This window comes from Rhodococcus sp. NPDC080181 (assembly GCF_040702225.1).
Taxonomy (GTDB): Bacteria; Actinomycetota; Actinomycetes; order Mycobacteriales; family Mycobacteriaceae; genus Rhodococcoides; species Rhodococcoides fascians.
The window spans coordinates 38,263-57,427 of sequence record NZ_JBFBKN010000013.1 but is presented as its reverse complement, the minus strand read 5'-3'; the positions used below and the strand labels follow the sequence as shown (position 1 = coordinate 57,427).

Genomic DNA, 19,165 nt, shown 5'->3' with positions numbered 1-19,165 from the left:
CGAGATCGACACTGCTACGCCGGAGCCGCCCGTGACGGACGTGTTCGCGAAATGTGGACAACCGCTGAGCCTGTGGATGAACGTCCAGGATCGGCTGGTCATGACGCCACTCGTGTCGGACCGGTGTGCTACTCGGTTGTTTCTACGTAAACGTGCCCACCGAGAGCCGGCACCACCCGTCCGGCGGTGAGCGACGCCACCAGCGCTGCAGTCGAATCGGCGTCTGCGACGGCGACGGTGAGCACGGCTCGAGTGTCGTAGGCGGTATCGAGCACCAAGGCCCCGTGTCCGCGTAACTCCGATTCGACGCGTCCCACCTCGGCGTGGTCGAGTTCGAGGGTCAGCACGTCGCGTCGCTCTCGGGTGAGAAACCGAGCCTGGGCAAGTGCCTCGGTGACCGCACCGCCGTACGCGCGGGCCAATCCGCCGGTACCGAGCTTGGTGCCGCCGAAATATCTACCGACCACCGCGACCACGTTGGTCAGCCGATGACCGCGCAACACCTCGAGCATGGGCGTTCCTGCCGTGCCGCTGGGTTCGCCGTCGTCGTTGGATCGCTCGATGCGGTGGGTCAAGTCTTCGTGGACGACAACGATGCCTGCAGCCGAGGATTCGACGATGAATGCCGAACAGTGATGTCCGGCAGTCGGATCCGCTTTCCGCGCCGCTGCGATGACCGCGCGAGCGTCGGCCTCGGTGCTCGCCCTGTCCACCACGGTGACGAACCGCGATCTCTTGACCTCGGTCTCGCACACAACCCGGCCGGCGATCGTTCGAAGCTCGCTCACGCGGCAGCCCAGCTCATGCAACAACCCTGATCATGCAATAGCCCTGATCATGCAGCAACGCTGTCCACGACATCGTCTGCGGCACGGACCAATTGGGCGTACATGCCGTCTTCGGCGAGCAGCGCCTCGTGGCTTCCGACCTCGCGCACGATGCCGTGATCGAGTACCGCGATGGCGTCTGCTGCTCGCACGGTGGACAGGCGATGGGCGATCAGAATGGTGGTACGGCCGTGCATCAAACCGTCGAGCGCTGTCTGCACTGCGCGTTCGGTGCGATTGTCCAGGGCGCTCGTCGCTTCGTCGAGCACCAGAATCGGCGGGTTGCGCAGGACAGTTCGGGCGATTGCGATGCGCTGCTTCTCACCGCCGGAGAATCGGTAGCCGCGCTCGCCGACCATCGTGTCGTAACCGTCGTCGAGGCCGTCGATGAAGTCGTGTATCTGGGCCGTCCGAGCGGCAGCCACGATCTCGTCGTCGGTGGCGTCGGGTTTGGCGAACCGCAGGTTCTCCCTGATGGTGGCGTGGAACAAGTAGGTCTCCTGAGAGACGACGCCCACCAGGTCGGCAATGTTCTCCGACGCCATGTGCCGCAAGTCGACACCGTCGATGGTCACCGAGCCGGCTGTCGGATCATGCAGGCGGGCAACGAGGTATCCCAGCGTGGTCTTGCCCGATCCGGTTGCGCCGACGAGCGCGAGCGTGCTCCCGGCCGGTACGTCGAGATCGATGTTGCACAGTGTCGGGACAGTCGCGGCGGCATAGGTGAAGTCGACGCCGCGGAAAGCGACATCGCCGCGCACGCTCTCTCGCGAGAGTGTGACCGGGTGCTCGGGTTCGGCGACATCGATGGGCAGGTCGAGATACTCGAAGACTCTGCCGAACAACGCCAAGGATGCCTGTACTTCGACGCCGGTGTTGAGCAATTGCATGGTGGGCCGGAACAATTGGGTCTGCAATGCGGTGAACGCGACCAGGGTGCCGATCGTCAATGCACTCCCCTGACCGATGGTGATGCCGGCGAACCAGTACACCAGAGCGGGCATCACGGCGAAGCTGATCTGAATTGTCGCCATCCGCCACTTGCCCGCCATCATTGCGGCCAGTTCGACACCGGCCACCTCGTGCGATCGGTCGGCGAATTTGTCGGTCAACGCCTGGGCGGAACCGGTGGTCTTGCCCAGAAGAATTCCACTGACGGACAGTGATTCCTCGATCTGGACGGACAGATCGCTGAGCAATTTCTGCCGCTTGGTCGAGATCTTGCGACGCTCGTCGCCGATACGTCGAGCGACTCGCACGAAGATCGGCAGGATGATCAGCGAGAACGTGGCGAGCTTCCAATCGAGCAGGAAGAGCGCGACCACGGTCGCTGCGACCGTCGTGGCGTTCTGCGCGATGGACGTCGCGGTGTTGGTGACGACGGATTGCATGCCGCCGATGTCGTTCGCGATGCGCAACTGTGATTAGTGACGGGATACACTTGGGGCTCGGAGAAAGAGCGCGACCAGGAGGCCCTAAATGCTACGAGTCATCGTTTACGCGAGGATCAGTAATGCCCAAGGTGGTAAGTCGCGCTCTGTAGAGCAACAAGAAGACGTTTTACGCGAAGAAATAGAGTCACGGCCCGATTGGGAGATCGTCGGAGTCGTGAAAGACAGTATGAGCGCGTCTCGATTCGAGAAAAGGCAGCGACCGGGATTCCAAGAACTACAGACCCAGATCAGCGACGGAAAAGCCGATATTGTCGCTGTCTACGAGTTCTCCCGCATCACCCGAAAAGGCCCCGGCACCGAATGGGAAGCGCTGGCCGAATTACTCCGAACGAACAACGTCCTGGTGTACGACTACGGCATCAACCGACTACTCGATATGGGCAACGCCGACGATCAATACGCCGCTGAAACCGCAGCATCACTGGCGAAGCTCGAATCGGCTCGAATCTCGAAAAGAGTCCGTCGAGACAGCATCAGTCGCGCCACAAAAGGCGAAGTCCACTCCACACTTGGGTTCGGATGGACGAAAGACGAACACGCTGAATGGGTTGTCGATACGGTCGCGGCCGACGCCATTCGCGAAGCGGTCAACGACGTTGTGAACGGCACGGCGAACCTCACTCAGGTTGCGAGACGCTGGAATGCCGCTGGACTGACAACCAGCCGAGGCAATAACTGGACCAACGGCAAGGTTCGCCTGGCGCTGACACGGCCGACGCTCGCAGGAATACGCGTAGCGCGAGGAGAACGGCTGTCTGTCGCCGGTAAGTGGCCGACCATCCTGACCGTCGCAGAACACGCGCAGATCGTAAGCGTCCTGAGCGACCCGTCACGGCTCAAGCATCGAGGAGTGGCACCGACGCACCTACTCACCGGAATAGCTCGCTGTGGCGCAACTCAGGCCGACGGAACGACGTGTAACCGCCGACTGTCGTGGGCCGGAGCTGGCCGGTACAACGCGGCGTATCGCTGCCCGCTCGGACACGTCAACCGGAGTGAGCCGGATCTGGACAAACACGTCGAGGAGAAGCTGTTCGAGGCGATCGAGAACTACCGCGCCGATCTGTACGAACGCGAGGTCGGGTTCCTGTTCCCGAAGGACGACAGCGGCACCGAACCAGACGACAGAGACGTTACGGCCGGTCACCTTGCCGAGGTTGCGAGGCTCGAAGAACGACTGACCGAGGTCGGAAAGCTTTATGCGACTGGCGTTGTGCCGCTCGAAGAGTACGTCTCGATGCAACAGCTCATCAGACCTCAGATTGCCGACGCCCGCGCGAAAGCCGAGCAAGCCGCGCCGAACCGAGACCTCTACAACTTCGCGATGAACGCCGAAGAGCTGTGGGCGAGTGCCGATCTCGATTGGAAACGTCGGTTTGTCCGTGCCGCTGTCGAGGTCGTGGTGTACCCCATACCCGACAAGGTTGGTCGGAATGCGCGGGTGTTCGATCCCGAGTTCGTGTCGGTGCGCTTCCTGGGATAGCCGAACCGTCTCAAATGAGACAGCCCCTGTCGTCTAGTTGGCAGGGGCTTTTTCGTGCCTGGACTGTCACACCACCGCAGTCGGGTTCGTGCGTCTCCGTCGATCTGAGAGGGCCGGAAATCAGGCAGTAGTCGGTCGCGTTCGCGGTCGGAGAAGGGTTGTCGCAGCAGGAGATTGCGGACACGCTCGGGGTGACAGACAGGACGGTCAGGAATGACAGCGAGGATAACCGGAAAGATTTCCGTTTACCGTCCGACACACCGACGCCGACCCGGAAGATAAACGGAGCGACCTCCCTTTACCGTCCTGCAAGGGTCACACGTACTCTGGCGCGCGTCCTAGGCCGAATTCGGCTGAGTACGTGTCTGATTCCCGTTTGCGTACCTGGCGCGACGGCTCCTTCGAGCGCTCCAACATCAGCTCTAGCGCATGATCCCGGCAGAAGCTGCCCATCTCCCAATCGAGCGCGAACGGACCAGATCTGGTGCACCGCAATCCCTCTATCGACTGGTACGAACACTTTGCGCCCCCGTACGCTTGATCTTTTTTCGGAGCGAGACGGCCACTTTTCGGATGCCCCTTAGGCATGAGCAATTCCTCTCGTGAAATAGAGAAAGCCACCGCAACAGATCAGGAGCGCGCCATGCCGAGCGCGTATTCACCTGTTGCGGTGGCTTTTTCGTTGTCGACGGCCACGACGACATCTCTAATACTAGCTGGTCGGAGGGGGACACGTCTGCTCCTCCGCAGTGGGGGGACACCACGTGCATACTCAGTCATGTTGGTAAACAACAAAAGGACTAAGGAAGGACTCGAAATGACAATCGACCCAAAGCAACTCCTGAGCATCAAAGATCTCAGCGCACTGATGGGAGTCTCGGAGCAAACCGTTCGTAACTGGATCAAAGAAGGAAAGATCGAGCATTACCGCATCGGAGGACGTATCAAGATCCACCCCGATCAGGTGGACGCCCTCGTTCAGAAGCAACCGCGCAACTAGAGAGCTGGCCACGATGACAAACCGAAACGAACTGCCCCCGTACGTCGATGATGTGCTCGAAATACTTCAGACACACATGAGCTTTTATGTTGACAGCTCTGGTATGGCGTGCGAACTGTCCGACCGGATGCCCGACTACCCTGCCGAAGAAGAACCGTCCTGGGTTGCGCTGGTGTCCAACGCATTCATAGCGCTCGACTGGTTAGCGAAGACCTTTCCGAATGACGTTCGGGTGATTGACGATTGGTCTCCGTACGTCGAACGTGATGCCGCCCTGTTCCGTTGGGTCGGTGAGCCGAGTGAGTAGCTATCTCGGACCCGGCTGGTGGAAATGCAAGAGTGGAATCATCAACGTGTCACAGCGTTTTCAGCTCACCGCAGCTGATTTAGGGTTCTATCTCGGACTCATGTCTGTTTCTAAACGGGATCTACTCGACGGTCGGGTGACTGTAGTCGAGGCCAAGATGATTGCGTCTAATCTCCAATATCGAGGCTGGCGAAAAAGTCTGGTGCGCCTCGAATCTGCCGGTCTACTGAGCGTCGATGGCGACATGGTTCACCTAGTTTGGGACGGACAAGAGACGGCAGAACAGGTCGAGAGCTACCGCGCTAAAGCACGTTCTACCAGCGCGGATAAGCGAAACGACGTGGCACAGATGCACAGTGACGGCGATCACCACCTATGCCGTAAACGCAACCGCCCAGACGATTGTCCGTTCGCTACCGAGTATGCGCGAGGCTACGAACCAAAGGATGACACGGGAAAAAGTTCTCCCCCAACGCAACCCCCAACTTCGGAGAAAGTTTCTCGCTCAGACTCAGTACCAGTACCAGACTTGGAAAGGATGGGGACTGGGGATGAGTCTAAGAGCGGCGCTAGCGCTTCGGGCACGGCTTCGCCTGCCTCCGCTACCGCGCCTCAAAAGGACGACAGCGCACCGAAGAAGACTAAGCCGAAAGTTGAAATAGACGGCACTTGTGGTGGCCTCTGGCAGCCAGATGAGAACGGGGTCATGGAATGGTGACGCGCTCGATCGAAGAGCTTGTCGGAATTCGTCTGCTCGGTACCGACGCCGAACGACAGCCGTTCTACGACAGAAGTGTTGACGATGAACCGCTGTACTACACCCGAGAGTGGACTCTGACATTTTGGTGGCGCGAACCGTTGCCCGAGGACCACTTTCAGCCGACGATCGGAGAGAACGAGTACAACCTTCAGCTGTACCGAGTCATCGAAGCGATGGCCGAACAGGTGGCCGGTGATTTGAACTGCATTCGAGTGCAACCGGTCTGGCACCACTACGACTACCAACCCGAAAGCGGGCACGCGTACGAACGGCAAGTCGGTGTCTCGTTCTGGATGCCCGAAACGTTCAACGCAGACGGTGAACTCATTCCACAACCGGACGAACTCGCTGCCGTGATGCTGTCCGCGACCGAGGCGAGATCCGATGTCTCCGAGCGCATCGAGAAGTTGAGGCGAACGGTTCAGGCCGATCGAGAATGGTGGGAACAGCGCACCTCCGAGGTGCAAGCCGGTAAATCAGCACCGGAACCGACTGAGGCAGAACGAGAGGCCGCAAGAATGGCCCTCAGTAGGCTCATGGCGGACTTTCGCACCGAGGCATAGGGATTCATGCCCGAGGCATGAAAAAAGCCCTCAGAATCGAAATGAGGGCTTTTCGGTACTACCTACGCTTCGCACACCACCGGACGGCGAACCCCGTCGATGACGACGAACTTTTCGCCTGGTGCATACCAGGTTTCGCCGGAACGACGGCTGGACGGGATGGTCCAAGTAGCCGATGTGCGGGGGCGGTCGATTACGGGAGCGCTCATAGCAATCCTCCAATGGCCGAGCGGGATAACAACTCTCGCCAGAGTACACCTAGAACTAAGGACAAGGCATGATGACCGATCACGAGCTAGCGCAGATCCGAACCACTCTCGACGCGCTTCGAGAACACGGGCCGATGACGGCCGAACAGATCCACCAGCGCACTGGAAAACCACCCGACACGATCGAGGGTCATCTCGCAATCCTGTTGCGGTGTCAACTCGTAGGGCGGTCGGGCGCTGTCTACACGCCGCGATGATCGAACACCCGCGCCTACAGGAGACCATCCTGAGGATCATCAACCAGGGTGAAATCGACTTGACCGACTTGCTATTCGAGATTCGGCGCGAACACCCCGAGATGCCGACCACCGCTGTCGTCAGGGCGCTTGCCGCGCTCATAGCCGATCTGGCGCTCATACCAACGCACGTCGTTCACGTGACAGTCGTTAGGCCACAACAGGAGACACCATGAAAGCTTTTCTCATCGCTAGTTCGATACTTGTCGGATTGTTGATCTTCACAGCGTGCGCGCTTTCGATGGTGGGCAGCAGCTTCGCGCCAACTCGCAACGTGAATGGAACGCCCTATCTGCCACCACCGACCACTACGACAACGACACCACCACCGACGACTACAACGACAACAACCGAGTTACCCCTGCCACCAACCGAATCGGAGCCGTTCCCCGATGTAGTTCCGAACATCGACACGAAGGATCACATTTCCTGCCGTGGGTTCAAGTGTGGGTTCAATTGGTAGCCGGGGGTGAAAGCCGTAAACAGCGCAGGGAACGCAAGATTCGCGAAGCACAGGAGAAGCACGTGGACATTCTGACGATCAAACTAGGCCAAGTTCTAGCCGACGCATACGACCGACTGGACCCGACGATTCAGGCTCGGTTCGCGGCGAATCCTGGTGTGTCCGTTCGCCGTGAGGGTCGCTACGTCATCGCAAGTTGCAACGGCGAGGACTTCGCGTGGATCGAACACGCATGGTTAGTCGATGACACTCAAACCGAAGTCGACGCAATGACTTTCGACACGACGATGCCGGAGACGGTGCCAGAGGAGTGGCAGTGACGCGGAACTATCGCGAGAAGGTCTGTCTTGGATGCAAAGTGGAGTTCAAGCCGAACAGCGCACGCCAGCTCTACTGCGGTAGTCGAGAGTGTAAGAGTGTCCGGGACAGTTCCTATCACACGTCAGTTCGCTATAGTCCGAAGAATTGTCCGTGGTGCGGTGTCACGTTCTTCCCGTATCAGTCGTCGCAAAAGTGTTGCAGCGAGTCATGCAAAGCGAAACGTCGATACTCGACAAAGTCGGAAACGATTCTCGCGCAGAGCAAAGCGTACCGAGATCGCAACCGGGACAGGCTATACACAGGGTATCGCCCGAAGTCGTGCGAAGTGTGCGGAGCACGGTTTCAACCTGTATCTGGTGCTACGAAGTTCTGTAGCGACAAGTGCTTCAAGCAAAACGCCTTCGATACCAGAGACTTCGCTAAAGAGCTGGCAGCTCAAAAGAATAGGTACGCAACAGATCCTGAGTATCGCAGAAAGATCCGGCAGATCAACGCCGAGCGCAAGTCGTACAAGTTGGAATGGCAACGCGACGATCGACAAGCAAATCCAGAGCGGTATCAGGCAATATCAGCGAGACGCCGACAACGGTTGTACAGCAACATGACCAATGTAGATCCCGAACTCTCAGCGTGGGCACGTAGAGACATGAAAGGTGAGCCCTGCCATTACTGCGGCACACCGTGGCGCAAGGGATTCCACGTCGACCATGCAATTCCGTTAGCGCGTGGAGGAACTGACGACTGGACCAATCTTGTCAGCGCGTGCCCCCGCGACAACCTCAGAAAGGGAACCAAGACGGAGCAAGAGTTCTTTGCGTTACTAGAATCCGAAAGCACCAACAGCACAACCTAATTCGATGCAGTACTGTGTATCCCGTAGGCCGAGCCACTAGCTCACCTGCCATTCACGCCGGGATTGAGCCGGAACATGCACCCGCGCATGGTATCCACTCGAATCGCCACGGGATTGTTAAAGGGCCGCATTGTGCGCTCTTCTCCCTGATGCACCCCGAGTAAGTGAAGGTGAATGACTATGCCACGCAACACGAAACCGATGATCGAACGCAATCTCGAATTTCGAGCCACTGACACCGCCGACGATGGGTTGACCCTCGAAGGACTGGCCGCAGTATTCGACGTTCCGACAGAGATTCGCGACTACCTCGGTCACTACTCCGAGCGAATTGCGTTCGGCGCGTTCAAGAAGTCTTTGACCGAACGCCGTCCGGTGATGCAGTTCGAACACGGTCGCGATAGCCGAACAGGGTCGGTGCCTATCGGGGTGTTCGAGGAATTGCGCGAGACTCGCGAAGGTCTGTACGTACGTGCTCGGTTGCACGACAACGACCTAGTTCTGCCAATCCGGCAAGCTATTGCGAGTCAGGCCATTTCGGGCATGTCAATCAAATTCAGAGTCATTCAGGAAGAGTGGCGCGACGCCAAGGGCAATCGTGTTTCGCCCGAACGTGTTCCGATGCTTCTCGACTCGGATATTCAACTTACGAGGACGATCAAAGAGATTGCGCTAGCCGAAGCTGGCCCTGTTGTGTTCCCCGCGTACGCAAGTACCAAAGTCGGAGTCCGCAACGAAAACAAAACCCTCACACTGAATCTCGCTGAGAAGCGAATGAGAATGGCAGGACTACTCTAATGAAGAAGACACTTCAGGAATTGCGCGCCGAACAGACCGCGCTCGAAGGTGAAATGCGGCAGCTGTTCCAGGCCGCGAAGGAAGAAGCTCGTGACCTCGATGAGGCCGAGACCGTTCGTTTCGATGACGCCGCAGAGCGACTCGATGTCGTCAAGGCCGAGATTGCCACGGGCGAACGTCGTATCGAAGCAATGCGCAACCTGGCTGATTCCGGTGCAATCGAGCACGGCACACCGGGCGCTGACCCGAACGCTTACGAGGGCCGCAACCTCGCTACGAATCGCGGTAATACCGAGCGCGACAACGCTATGCGGACGATCGAACGTGGAGTGAAGGCGAAGGAGTTGCCCGAGCACGCGGCCGAGAAGGTCGAAACGATGCTGCGCGATTCCGGCGATACGTCGCTAACCGCTCGGTGGGCAATCGCGGCCGGATCGGCAGACTACCGCCGAGCATTCGCGAAGATCGCCCGTGATCCCGAGCGTGGACACCTCGAATTCACTGCGGCAGAGGCACAGTCGTATCGTGACGTTGCGCAGGTTAGCCGGGCCATGCAGATCGGCGTTGACGCCTCAGGCGGGTATATGGTTCCGCTGTCGCTCGATCCCGCAATCCTGCTGACCTCCAACGGTTCTACGAATCCGCTGCGGCAGATTGCGCGGGTTGTGCAGATCACCACGAGTGCGTGGCAGGGTGTTTCGAGCGCTGGGGTAACTGCCGAATGGAAGGCCGAGCTTGCTCAGGCATCCGAGGTCACACCGGTACTCGATGACCCTCGAATCCCTGTCTATCTCGGAGACGCGTACACCACGTATTCGTTCGAGATGGAAGACGCCGGTTCTCAGTTCCTCCCCGAGCTGTCGAAGCTTCTCGTGGACGGTGCCGATCAGTTGATGAACACCGCGTACACCACGGGTACCGGTATCGGACAGCCGACCGGCATTGTGACCGCTCTCGTGGCCGCTGGCGGCTCTGTGATCGTGCCGGGTAGTGGAACAGAGGCCCTGTCCGCTGCGGACGCCTACGCGCTTCAGGGGGCACTCGGAGCACGGTTCTCCGGTAATGCACAGTTCGCTGGCGCGCTCTCGACTCAGAACACGTTCCGTCAGTTCGAGACCGGTAACGGCGCGCTGAAGTTCCCCGAGCTGTCCGGTAATCCCGCGTACCTGTTGGGCCGTCGATTCCATGAGGTTTCCAACATGGATGGCACGATCAACGCCGCTGCGACGGAATCGAATTACCCGCTCATTTACGGCGACTTCAGCAATTTCGTCATCGTGGATCGGGTCGGTACTCGAATCGAGTTCATTCCCAACGTGATGGGCGCAAACAACCGACCGGTAGGCGCACGCGGTGCTCTTCTCTGGTTCCGGACCGGCTCGGATGTGGTGAACCCGAACGCATTCCGGCTGTTGCGAGTCAACACCACCGCATAGTCTGACGATGAACCCGCGCATCGTCTGAAAATGCAGTACAGTTCATAACGTCTGGCTTCGTAACCCAGACAACCGATCTCGGATATTCGGAGCGTAGCCGCTCACACTATCGACGCCGAGTTTCGTCCGATCGAACTAGCTACTCGATCACAGATGCCCGACCATCACGGTTTACAGGTGATTCGCCTCGCCTCTTCGCCCGTGATGGTCGGGCATTTTCTGTATGTACCCCTAAACACGCTCTCATTGCCACGCTGAGACACGACTGCACCCCTGCCTAGCCAACCATGCCAGACGACAGCCTGAGCCCGCGAGAAGCGCAGTGAGACAACAGCAATGCGAATAGCCAACTACATGCAAAAGGAATAATCGACATGACGCTACGACCTGGACGCGATACCGCTGCCTACCGACGTAACCGCAAGAAGCTACTCGCCTCGACAGACCACCATGTCTGCCACATATGCCAACTGCCAATCGACCTGTCACTGAAGTATCCAAACAAGTACTCGTTCAGTTGTGATCACATCATTCCTATCCAACAACGTCCTGATCTAGCCGATGAATACACCAACCTTGCTAGTGCACATCTCCACTGCAATGCGTCTCGATCGAGTTCGATGCCTAACCACATCTCGAAACCGAATTCACCACATACTCATTCATCGAAATCACCTAAAGCAATTCCTGTTGCAGTGACTAAGCCTGTTGGTGACCCTAAGCCGTTATTGGTCAGTCGAGACTGGAATTGCGGTCACGTCACTGCACCGTGCGCGCATTGCACCGAATATCATCGTGAACGACGCGACGAATACAACGCATGGAAAGCGCGCCATCCAGAAATGGAATTCATTTAACAATTCCTGTCGTCCGCATTCTTTTGAATTAATTGCAAGGTCCGAATGCGTTTATGGTGTGCACGCTGCCCGAAAGGGCCCGGGGGGGCATAAACCCGTTATTAACGAGGGCAGCGTGACCCCGGAGTGATCTTGCGTTTTTTCCCTCTAAGTATCCAGAATTCCGGCAAAGCGAAGTGCAAAACGCCTGGTCAGAGGCTTATGAGGGTCACGAAAACCTCTACCTCGAACGACTCGCCACCAGACGCTCCGAAACAATTCCCCGGATAAACCCTCGATAAACTCTATTCTGCCCTCCGATAAACCCTCCGATAAAGCCCAGGAAATCATTTCCCTTAGTAATTAATTCTTTGGCCGTCGACAAAAGAGAGCACCGCTCTCGATGTAAGCTGTCGCGAGGATCACTCGTAGAGAAACTAGTCTGACCACGAAAGACGTTATGCGACAACGCTTATCGGAGATTAGCCTATGCCGTCATAGATCACGGTCGGCCATACGCGATTGCACCTCACCGGTGCGCGTTCGCGCGAAGAATCCGAGGGACTGTCTCTGCAGGTGCGAATAGACCTGCACGCGCAGATCGTGCATGAGTTGCTGACCGACGCCGTTGGACATCCAGGTCTGGACCACGCCGAGAGTGTTGGTGGCGACTGCAACAGCGATCATGCCGACCGCGATGAGGCTGACGAGCGTGACGTCGCGGTCGGGAATTGCATGATCGAGGAGTTCGCGAAGAAGTAGAGGAGAGGCGAGCGCAATGATGGCGCTGGCCACGATGATCGCGCTGACGACAGCGATCTTGCGCCGGTAGGGCGTGAACAGAGCCAGGACTCGTCGGACTGGCGCTGGATCGGAAGCGAGTGGTACGCGTTCGGGACGGCTTTCCAAGTAGACCTCCGTGGTAGCTGAAGTAATATGCAGAGGTTACCTCACTATGAGGTTGTGAGCAAGCCTCGCTATGATCCGTCGTATGGACACCGGACACTCGCCCAACCTGAGCGATTCGTTCATGGCCGTTGCCCGAAGAATTCGGCGAAGCCACATGACCGCGCTGGAACCGTTCGGACTCAACCCGTCGCAGAGCAGGGCCATGCACGTCTTGGCGCGCGAACGAGAATCGGTCCGATTGCGTGATCTGGCCGAGCACCTCCGTATCGTCGCTCGATCGGCCACCGACATCGTCGACTCACTCGAAGCGGCAAAACTGGTGACGCGAGCGCCGGACCCGAGTGATCGACGCGCTGTCCTGGTCGAGCTGACCGACGCCGGCCGCGCCCTGCTCGACCGCGTCGACGAGGCACGACGTCAGGTGTCCGCGGACCTGTTCGACGGCCTCGAGCCGGCCGAACGCACCGAACTCGACCGGCTTCTGCACAAGATCGCCGGCAGCGACTGAAACGACGCTACTGCCTGCCGTCCCGATCGCGACGGGCCAGCTCGGCGAACATCGCGTTGTGCGCGGCCAGGTCGGCGTCGTGGTCACGTTCGGCGGCTCTATCACCGCGCCTGGCGTCGCGATCGTCGCTGCGGGACCACTGGATCAGCAGTGCGAGCATGACCAGCACCAGAGGCACCTCGCCGGTTGCCCACGCGATGCCGCCACCGAGCTTCTGGTCCCCCAGTAGGTCGGAGTTCCAGTCGAGGCCGAGCGTGCGGTAGAACCAGGCACCCATGACTGTGTTCATGCTCATCAGCGCCACACCGAAGAACGCATGGAACGGCAGTGAGCCGAACACCACGGCGAGTTTGGTGACCGGAGCAATCTTGCGCGGAGACGGATCGACGCCGATGACCGTCCAGTAGAACAGGTATCCGCTGAGCACGAAGTGCAGGTTCATCAACAGATGAGCTCCGTGACTGTCCAGCACGGCCCCGAAGATTCCGCCGAGATAGAGCACGTAGAAGCCGCCCACGAAGATCAGCGCCGCGACGAGCGGGTGGGTGACGAACTGCGACAGTCGACTGTGCAGGCCCATCAGCAACCACTCGCGCATCCCCGGGACGCCGTCCTTGCCTGCCGCGGGCAGGACACGCAACGACAACGTCAGTGCACCACCGAGCGCGAGCAGAACCGGCGCGAGCATCGACAGCATCATGTGTCCGGTCATGTGCACGCTGAACACTGCCGTGGAATACCGTCCTATGCCCGACGACGTACTGATCAGCAGTGTGAGGCAGCCCAGGACCCAGGCGACGGTGCGACCGACGGGCCACGCGTCGCCGCGCAGTCGCAGCCGACGGACCCCGATCAGATACACCACGGCCAGGACGATCGCGGCGGTGCCGAAGATCAGGTCGAAGCGCCAGTCGAAAGCCATACGAGCGAACGTCGGCGGTCCGCTGAGGTCGTATCCGAGCGCGGCCTCGGTCGGCGTCAGGTTCGGGTCGATCTCGGCGGGCGGTGGTGTTCGCCCGAGGCCGACGGCCAGACCAACGGTCGCGGCGAGAACGAGCACCTCGGCCCCGGCGAACCGGAGCAGCGGTCCACGGGCGGTGGGATCGGCGATCAGTGCGGGCAGAGCGCGGCGCCGCTGCATCCAGCCGAATCCGCCGAGCACGATCAACGCGAGAATCTTGCCCACGATCAGCAGGCCGTACGTCGTGGTGAACAGGTCGGCGAGGGACACCCGAACCAGGGCGTTGATGACTCCGCTGATGCCCATGACGACGAAGCAGACGCCGGCGATCGTGGAGAACCGCCGAGCAGCGACGTCGGTGTGCGCGCCGCGTCTGCGGACATGTGCAAGCAGTGCGAACAGCCCGCCCGCCCACAACGACGCGGCGCCGAGGTGCAGGATCAGCGAGTTGGTCGCGATGTCGTGCGATCCGCCCGCCGAGGAGTGACCACTGAGCGCAATGGGCAGCAGAGTGGCCAGCGAGAATCCGAGCAGCGCAGGCGTCCAGGACCACCGCAGTACCGTCCGCGATGCGATGGCGACGACGACGGCCATGATGGCCGTCCACCGCCATGCACTGGCGATCTCCACCTGATCCAGCGCGATCCACAGATTCGCCGGCTTCACGGCCTCGGCGAACCGCTGGCCGGAGGTGTCGGACAGCGTCAACGGCACGAGGAGAAGCGCACATACGGCCCAGACGATGGATGCGACCGAGCCGGTGCGAACCGCCCGGTAGCCGTCCACGTCGAGCACGCCGTTCTTCTGTGGCGGAACCAGGAACGCCGCCAGCAGGAACGAGCCGACCGCGATGACCGCTGCGATCTCACCGATCGCACGCAGGGCGGGCAGTCCGTAGGTGGTGGCCGGGCCGGGATCAGGGATACCGAGCAGGACCAACGCGTCCGACGCGGACAGCATGACGATCAGGGCAGCGACGACACCGGCGATGACGCCGGCAGTGACGAACACCGACGTGGTTGTCGAGCGGGGATCTGCACTGCCCGCACCCTCGTCCGACCGCACATCGCCGGTGGAGTCCCCGGCGTGCGACGGGTCGGTCTTGTCGAGATCCGGTGTGGCCATACCACCAGAGTAAGAGGTGTTCGGCAGTACTCGAAACGCGAGTCCTACACAGCGTCGTACTTTGCCCCGTCCTCGGCGTCCAGCGAGTCGTGGTGGATGCGTCCGTGCTGCTGCCGGAGAGGCGTGCCGCTCCCGCCCCATCTCTGGGCGATGATCTCCGCCGCAATGGACACCGCGGTCTCCTGCGGCGTGCGTGCACCCAGGTCGAGTCCGATCGGGCTCGACAATTGCGCGAGTTCGGTCTCGGTCACTCCTGCCGCCCGTAACCGGGCGATGCGGTCGTCATGGGTTCGCCGCGAGCCCATCGCTCCGACGAACGCCAGGGCCGGAATCCGCAACGCCACTTCGAGCAGTGGCACATCGAACTTCGGGTCGTGAGTCAACACACAGACCACGGTCCTCTCGTCCAACTCCCCCGCCGCCCACTGTTGGTTCAGGTAGTCGTGCGGCCACGCGACCACCACCTGCTCGGCAGCGGGAAAGCGCTGCGGGGTCGCAAACACGGATCGGGCGTCGCAGACGGTGACGCGGTAGCCCAGAAAGGCACCCTGCTGCGCAACCGCCGCAGCGAAGTCGATGGCACCGAACACGAGCATTCTCGGCGACGGCGCATGACTGGACACGAACACCTGCATTCCCCGACCGCGGCGCTGGCCGTCGGTTCCGTACGTCAGAACAGTCGAACGTCCCGCTGCAAGTAGCCCTTTCGCGTCGTCGGCAATGGCGGCGTCCGCCCGCGAGCTGCCGAGGGAACCGCGAATACCCGACTCCGTCAGAACTGCTCTCCGACCGACCCGTGTTGCGTCGGCATGAGCGATCACGGTGGCCACTGCAACCGGGACGTTGCGGCGCACGTTCGCCACGACGTCACCGAACTCGGGAAAGGTGTGCTTCGACACCGCCTGCACGAACACATCCAGCGTTCCCCCACACGTGAGCCCGACTGCGAATGCGTCGTCGTCCGACACCCCGTATCGAGTGAGTATCGGGGTACCGGACTGCATCACGTCGTGCGCCGACTCGTACACGGCACCCTCGACGCAGCCGCCGGACACCGAACCGGCGACCGCACCGTCCTGGCCGACCATCATCGACGCACCCACAGGACGCGGCGCGGAGTCGAATGTCTGCACAACCGTTGCCACCGCGGCCGCGTCGCCGGTCCGCCAGGCGTGCAGTAGCTCGTCCAGAATGTCGTGCATCGAACCTCCTTCGGGTGCCGGCCGGAACGTCTACGACATCACAGGCTTCCCCCTGCACTGCTCCCTCAACCCATGCCGGTGTGATCGCCGTAGGCGGAAAGGTACACTCGTCAACCGTGCTCGAGCGGGCCTGTCCGCGCGTGCCAGCCTCCGTAGCTCAGGGGATAGAGCAAGGGCCTTCTAATCCCTTGGTCGCAGGTTCGAATCCTGCCGGGGGCACCCTCTGACCAGCGCGAACGCTGGCCGACTCGCGTTACTGTGGTTGACTTCGCGTAACGAAGGGTTACACGTGCATCAGCTCACTCTCGGAGTCCTCTCACGTTCGCGCAAGCCCGATGAGCGTCGACTACCGATTCATCCTCTTCATTTCGATCGCATCGACGCCGACATTCGAAGCCGAATGTTCCTCGAATCCGGCTACGGCGAACCGTTCGGAATCTCCGACGAGCACCTGGCCACGCAGGTCGCGGGTATCGGCACCCGCGCCGAACTCATTGCTCGGTGCGACGTGATTCTGCTGCCGAAGCCTCAGGCCGAAGATCTCGAGTCTCTTCGACCCGGCCAGACGCTCTGGGGTTGGCCGCACTGTGTGCAGGACGAAAGGCTCACCCAGATCGCCGTCGATCGCAAGCTCACGCTGATCGCCTTCGAGGCCATGAACCACTGGACGCAGGACGGCTGGTTCAATCTTCATGTGTTCCACAAGAACAACGAATTGGCCGGGTACTGCTCGGTGCTGCACGCATTGCAGCTGATCGGTTCCACCGGGGACTACGGCCGCAGGTTGCGGGCCGCTGTCATCGGTTTCGGAGCCACGGCGCGCGGCGCGGTCACCGCGCTCAGTGCACACGGGATCCACGACGTCGATGTCCTCACTCAGCGTGGGGTCACGGCGGTGGGTTCGCCGATCCACTCGGCCAACATCGTCAATTTCGATCTCGACGACGCCGATCCCCGCCAGAGCCGAGCTCTGACTCCCGACGGTCGAATCCCACTCTCGCAGTTTCTGTCCGACCACGATGTGATCGTCAATTGCGTACTGCAGGATACGAACTCACCACTGACGTTCTTGGCGAACGAGGACCTGCCCACATTGACTCCGGGCACCCTGGTCGTGGACGTCTCGTGTGACGAGGGAATGGGATTCGAATGGGCTCGGCCCACGTCGTTCGCCGACCCGATGTTCACCGTCGGTGACAATGTGCACTACTACGCCGTCGACCACAGTCCGTCCTATCTGTGGAATTCGGCGACGTGGGAGATCAGCGAATCGTTGCTGCCCTACCTTCGCGTGGTTCTCGACGGGCCCGCGGCGTGGAGTGAGGACGCCACCATCGAGCGTTCCATCGAAATCAGGGAGGGTGTCATCGTGAACCCCAATATCCTTGCCTTCCAACATCGCAGTGCGGAGTACCCGCACACTGCAGCATGAGCGTCACGTGGGTCGAGGACGGCATCGAACGATCCGCGCGTTGGCAGTCGGAGAACGGTGCGCCGCCACCGCGGGTGATACGGATCGTCGACGACGCGACGACGGCGGACGTGGCCTACAAGCTGGCGACGATCGGCGAGTCTCTGCTGTGGCGTGGCGATTACAACAACGCTCGCCAGCTCCTGTCGGCCATGACGCGGCGGGTACCACCGGCCACACAGCCCGAGAACGCGTCGCCCGCCGAGCGGTTCCACCTGCATCGTCAGTATCAGGCGCGGCGCGCACGGGTATTGGGAATGCTTCTGGTGCAACTCGATTCGGATCTACGGCTCGATCTCGGCCGAGCGCCGGAGGTGCGATCGGCCGTAGCGGAAGCACTGGGTCCCGATGCCTCGGCCTGCGTGCTGTCACTCCGTGAACTCCTCGGGATCATCGGCGCACACGAGTGGCGCCGCAAGGGAGTGTTCGTGCCGGCGCTGGACGCGTCCGTTCATCCCCACTACGGAGTGTTCTCGCCTGTCCGCGGTGAGTACATCCAGCTCGTCGCCGACGCACCGCTACCTGCCACGGACCGGGCTTTCGACATCGGGACGGGCTCGGGTGTGCTGGCTGCGGTACTCGCGCGCCGGGGCGTACCTGCGGTGGTGGCGACCGACAAGGACCCCCGATCGGTCGCGTGCGCCCGCGCCAATCTCGACGCACTCGGGTACAGCGATCGGGTCGAGGTGGTGCAGACCGACATCTTCCCGAGCGGCCGCGCGGGATTGATCGTCTGCAACCCGCCGTGGATACCCACCAAGCCGACGTCGGGGATCGAGCATGCCGTCTACGATCCCGGTTCTCGCATGCTGAAATCGTTCCTCAGCCGCCTCGGCGGGCATCTGACGCCCGACGGCGAGGCCTGGTTGGTGTTGTCCGACCTCGCCGAGTTGCTCGGATTAGTCACGCGCACAGACCTCCTCGCGTCGATCGACAAGGCCGGCCTGACCGTCGTCGACCGGATGGACACCGTGCCATCGCATTCTCGAGCGACCGACGCCTCCGATGTTCTGCACGAAGCCCGGTCGCGCGAAACCACGTCACTGTGGAGACTGCGCCGCCGCTAGCCATCCGCGCCGAGACACGAGAAAGCCGCCCGAGCAATGCTCGGGCGGCTTCGTCGATCGTGCGGTGAGTCAGTGCCGGTCGCGGGTCTCGAACTCCCCGTTGATCACGGTGCCCAGCGGCGCGTCACGCTCGGCCTTCTTCGCGGCCTCGCGCATTTCGATTCCATCGGTGATCAGATCACCGATCTCGCGAGTGACGTCACGGACCGCTCCGGCGATGATCACCACGATTCTGCCGACGTGTGTCGCCGCAGACTCGGTGAAATCCTGCACGGTGTCCTTGTTGCGCTCGAACCTTCCCACCACCAGGACCGCC

21 protein-coding genes and 1 tRNA gene are annotated in these 19,165 nt (G+C 60.7%); 15 read left to right on the top strand and 7 right to left on the bottom strand.

Annotated elements, in window-relative coordinates:
- Positions 1 to 128 precede the first annotated feature (128 nt).
- Together AB0O58_RS16285 and AB0O58_RS16280 are read right to left on the bottom strand one after the other, a co-directional pair.
- Complete coding sequence (locus tag AB0O58_RS16285; RefSeq protein ID WP_094717959.1) at positions 129 to 788, bottom strand: YigZ family protein; 660 nt, start codon at positions 786 to 788, stop codon at positions 129 to 131.
- A 47-nt stretch (positions 789 to 835) separates the two neighbouring features.
- On the bottom strand, positions 836 to 2,245 hold the full coding sequence (locus tag AB0O58_RS16280; protein WP_366238504.1) for an ABC transporter ATP-binding protein: 1,410 nt from the start codon (positions 2,243 to 2,245) through the stop codon (positions 836 to 838).
- Between the two features lie 61 nt (positions 2,246 to 2,306).
- Here AB0O58_RS16280 and AB0O58_RS16275 point away from each other — a divergent pair, with 61 nt between their 5' ends.
- From AB0O58_RS16275 to AB0O58_RS16260, 4 genes are all read left to right on the top strand, one after another.
- Positions 2,307 to 3,764 carry a recombinase family protein gene (locus tag AB0O58_RS16275; protein ID WP_366238503.1) on the top strand — a complete coding sequence of 486 codons (1,458 nt, stop codon included), beginning with the start codon at positions 2,307 to 2,309 and terminating at the stop codon, positions 3,762 to 3,764.
- Positions 3,765 to 4,581: 817 nt separating this feature from the next.
- Positions 4,582 to 4,764, top strand: coding sequence for a helix-turn-helix domain-containing protein (locus AB0O58_RS16270; protein ID WP_306902503.1), 183 nt, complete (start codon positions 4,582 to 4,584; stop codon positions 4,762 to 4,764).
- Positions 4,765 to 4,777: 13 nt separating this feature from the next.
- Entirely contained in the window at positions 4,778 to 5,071 is a 294-nt protein-coding gene (locus AB0O58_RS16265; RefSeq protein ID WP_306902505.1) for a hypothetical protein, read from the top strand.
- A gap of 711 nt (positions 5,072 to 5,782) precedes the next feature.
- Entirely contained in the window at positions 5,783 to 6,394 is a 612-nt protein-coding gene (locus AB0O58_RS16260; protein WP_366238502.1) for a hypothetical protein, read from the top strand.
- 62 nt (positions 6,395 to 6,456) lie between these two features.
- Here the strand turns inward: AB0O58_RS16260 and AB0O58_RS16255 are convergent, their stop codons facing one another.
- The gene (locus AB0O58_RS16255) at positions 6,457 to 6,603 is read right to left on the bottom strand and encodes a hypothetical protein (RefSeq protein WP_366238501.1); all 147 of its coding nucleotides are present in this window, start codon (positions 6,601 to 6,603) and stop codon (positions 6,457 to 6,459) included.
- A gap of 149 nt (positions 6,604 to 6,752) precedes the next feature.
- Between AB0O58_RS16255 and AB0O58_RS16250 the strand changes: the two genes are divergently transcribed.
- From AB0O58_RS16250 to AB0O58_RS16220, 7 genes are all read left to right on the top strand, one after another.
- Positions 6,753 to 6,860, top strand: coding sequence for a hypothetical protein (locus AB0O58_RS16250; protein WP_366238509.1), 108 nt, complete (start codon positions 6,753 to 6,755; stop codon positions 6,858 to 6,860).
- Complete coding sequence (locus AB0O58_RS16245) at positions 6,857 to 7,075, top strand: hypothetical protein (RefSeq protein ID WP_306902513.1); 219 nt, start codon at positions 6,857 to 6,859, stop codon at positions 7,073 to 7,075. Before AB0O58_RS16250 ends, AB0O58_RS16245 begins: the two co-directional genes overlap by 4 nt.
- Before the next feature lie 52 nt (positions 7,076 to 7,127).
- The gene (locus AB0O58_RS16240) at positions 7,128 to 7,682 is read left to right on the top strand and encodes a hypothetical protein (protein WP_366238500.1); all 555 of its coding nucleotides are present in this window, start codon (positions 7,128 to 7,130) and stop codon (positions 7,680 to 7,682) included.
- Between the two features lie 602 nt (positions 7,683 to 8,284).
- Positions 8,285 to 8,536 (top strand): HNH endonuclease signature motif containing protein, encoded by a 252-nt coding sequence (locus AB0O58_RS16235; protein WP_366238499.1) that lies wholly within the window; start codon positions 8,285 to 8,287, stop codon positions 8,534 to 8,536.
- 180 nt (positions 8,537 to 8,716) lie between these two features.
- Positions 8,717 to 9,334 (top strand): HK97 family phage prohead protease, encoded by a 618-nt coding sequence (locus tag AB0O58_RS16230; protein WP_219519411.1) that lies wholly within the window; start codon positions 8,717 to 8,719, stop codon positions 9,332 to 9,334.
- The gene (locus tag AB0O58_RS16225) at positions 9,334 to 10,770 is read left to right on the top strand and encodes a phage major capsid protein (RefSeq protein ID WP_366238498.1); all 1,437 of its coding nucleotides are present in this window, start codon (positions 9,334 to 9,336) and stop codon (positions 10,768 to 10,770) included. The genes AB0O58_RS16230 and AB0O58_RS16225 overlap by 1 nt, the downstream gene beginning before the upstream one ends.
- A 374-nt stretch (positions 10,771 to 11,144) precedes the next feature.
- Positions 11,145 to 11,627: an HNH endonuclease gene (locus tag AB0O58_RS16220; protein WP_366238497.1), complete on the top strand. Its 483-nt coding sequence runs from the start codon at positions 11,145 to 11,147 to the stop codon at positions 11,625 to 11,627.
- A gap of 474 nt (positions 11,628 to 12,101) precedes the next feature.
- On the opposite strand, the gene AB0O58_RS16215 is transcribed toward AB0O58_RS16220, so the two are convergent.
- Positions 12,102 to 12,515, bottom strand: coding sequence for an ABC transporter transmembrane domain-containing protein (locus AB0O58_RS16215; RefSeq protein ID WP_366238496.1), 414 nt, complete (start codon positions 12,513 to 12,515; stop codon positions 12,102 to 12,104).
- 82 nt (positions 12,516 to 12,597) lie between these two features.
- Between AB0O58_RS16215 and AB0O58_RS16210 the strand changes: the two genes are divergently transcribed.
- Complete coding sequence (locus tag AB0O58_RS16210) at positions 12,598 to 13,023, top strand: MarR family transcriptional regulator (protein ID WP_239535212.1); 426 nt, start codon at positions 12,598 to 12,600, stop codon at positions 13,021 to 13,023.
- A 7-nt stretch (positions 13,024 to 13,030) separates the two neighbouring features.
- Here the strand turns inward: AB0O58_RS16210 and AB0O58_RS16205 are convergent, their stop codons facing one another.
- Together AB0O58_RS16205 and AB0O58_RS16200 are read right to left on the bottom strand one after the other, a co-directional pair.
- Positions 13,031 to 15,109 (bottom strand): cytochrome c oxidase assembly protein, encoded by a 2,079-nt coding sequence (locus AB0O58_RS16205; protein ID WP_206498218.1) that lies wholly within the window; start codon positions 15,107 to 15,109, stop codon positions 13,031 to 13,033.
- A gap of 44 nt (positions 15,110 to 15,153) precedes the next feature.
- Positions 15,154 to 16,311: an XdhC/CoxI family protein gene (locus tag AB0O58_RS16200; RefSeq protein WP_045841288.1), complete on the bottom strand. Its 1,158-nt coding sequence runs from the start codon at positions 16,309 to 16,311 to the stop codon at positions 15,154 to 15,156.
- A gap of 146 nt (positions 16,312 to 16,457) precedes the next feature.
- Here AB0O58_RS16200 and AB0O58_RS16195 point away from each other — a divergent pair.
- From AB0O58_RS16195 to AB0O58_RS16185, 3 genes are all read left to right on the top strand, one after another.
- Positions 16,458 to 16,530 (top strand) — tRNA-Arg (locus AB0O58_RS16195).
- Positions 16,531 to 16,600: 70 nt separating this feature from the next.
- Entirely contained in the window at positions 16,601 to 17,743 is a 1,143-nt protein-coding gene (locus AB0O58_RS16190; protein ID WP_032406772.1) for a N(5)-(carboxyethyl)ornithine synthase, read from the top strand.
- Positions 17,740 to 18,849, top strand: a complete 1,110-nt coding sequence (locus AB0O58_RS16185) for a class I SAM-dependent methyltransferase (RefSeq protein ID WP_206498219.1) — start codon at positions 17,740 to 17,742, stop codon at positions 18,847 to 18,849. The genes AB0O58_RS16190 and AB0O58_RS16185 overlap by 4 nt, the downstream gene beginning before the upstream one ends.
- A 69-nt stretch (positions 18,850 to 18,918) precedes the next feature.
- Here the strand turns inward: AB0O58_RS16185 and AB0O58_RS16180 are convergent, their stop codons facing one another.
- On the bottom strand, positions 18,919 to 19,155 hold the full coding sequence (locus tag AB0O58_RS16180; protein ID WP_027497606.1) for a hypothetical protein: 237 nt from the start codon (positions 19,153 to 19,155) through the stop codon (positions 18,919 to 18,921).
- Between the last annotated feature and the right edge of the window lie 10 nt (positions 19,156 to 19,165).

Bases quoted from the DNA above. Each gene is read 5' to 3' on its own strand.
- AB0O58_RS16265 (WP_306902505.1), top strand. From the start codon at position 4,778: ATGACAAACCGAAACGAACTGCCCCCGTACGTCGATGATGTGCTCGAA.
- AB0O58_RS16235 (WP_366238499.1), top strand. From the start codon at position 8,285: ATGACCAATGTAGATCCCGAACTCTCAGCGTGGGCACGTAGAGACATG.
- AB0O58_RS16200 (WP_045841288.1), bottom strand. From the start codon at position 16,311: ATGCACGACATTCTGGACGAGCTACTGCACGCCTGGCGGACCGGCGAC.
- AB0O58_RS16275 (WP_366238503.1), top strand. From the start codon at position 2,307: ATGCTACGAGTCATCGTTTACGCGAGGATCAGTAATGCCCAAGGTGGT.
- AB0O58_RS16245 (WP_306902513.1), top strand. From the start codon at position 6,857: ATGATCGAACACCCGCGCCTACAGGAGACCATCCTGAGGATCATCAAC.
- AB0O58_RS16255 (WP_366238501.1), bottom strand. From the start codon at position 6,603: ATGAGCGCTCCCGTAATCGACCGCCCCCGCACATCGGCTACTTGGACC.
- AB0O58_RS16230 (WP_219519411.1), top strand. From the start codon at position 8,717: ATGCCACGCAACACGAAACCGATGATCGAACGCAATCTCGAATTTCGA.
- AB0O58_RS16260 (WP_366238502.1), top strand. From the start codon at position 5,783: ATGGTGACGCGCTCGATCGAAGAGCTTGTCGGAATTCGTCTGCTCGGT.
- AB0O58_RS16225 (WP_366238498.1), top strand. From the start codon at position 9,334: ATGAAGAAGACACTTCAGGAATTGCGCGCCGAACAGACCGCGCTCGAA.
- AB0O58_RS16270 (WP_306902503.1), top strand. From the start codon at position 4,582: ATGACAATCGACCCAAAGCAACTCCTGAGCATCAAAGATCTCAGCGCA.
- AB0O58_RS16210 (WP_239535212.1), top strand. From the start codon at position 12,598: ATGGACACCGGACACTCGCCCAACCTGAGCGATTCGTTCATGGCCGTT.
- AB0O58_RS16220 (WP_366238497.1), top strand. From the start codon at position 11,145: ATGACGCTACGACCTGGACGCGATACCGCTGCCTACCGACGTAACCGC.
- AB0O58_RS16185 (WP_206498219.1), top strand. From the start codon at position 17,740: ATGAGCGTCACGTGGGTCGAGGACGGCATCGAACGATCCGCGCGTTGG.
- AB0O58_RS16205 (WP_206498218.1), bottom strand. From the start codon at position 15,109: ATGGCCACACCGGATCTCGACAAGACCGACCCGTCGCACGCCGGGGAC.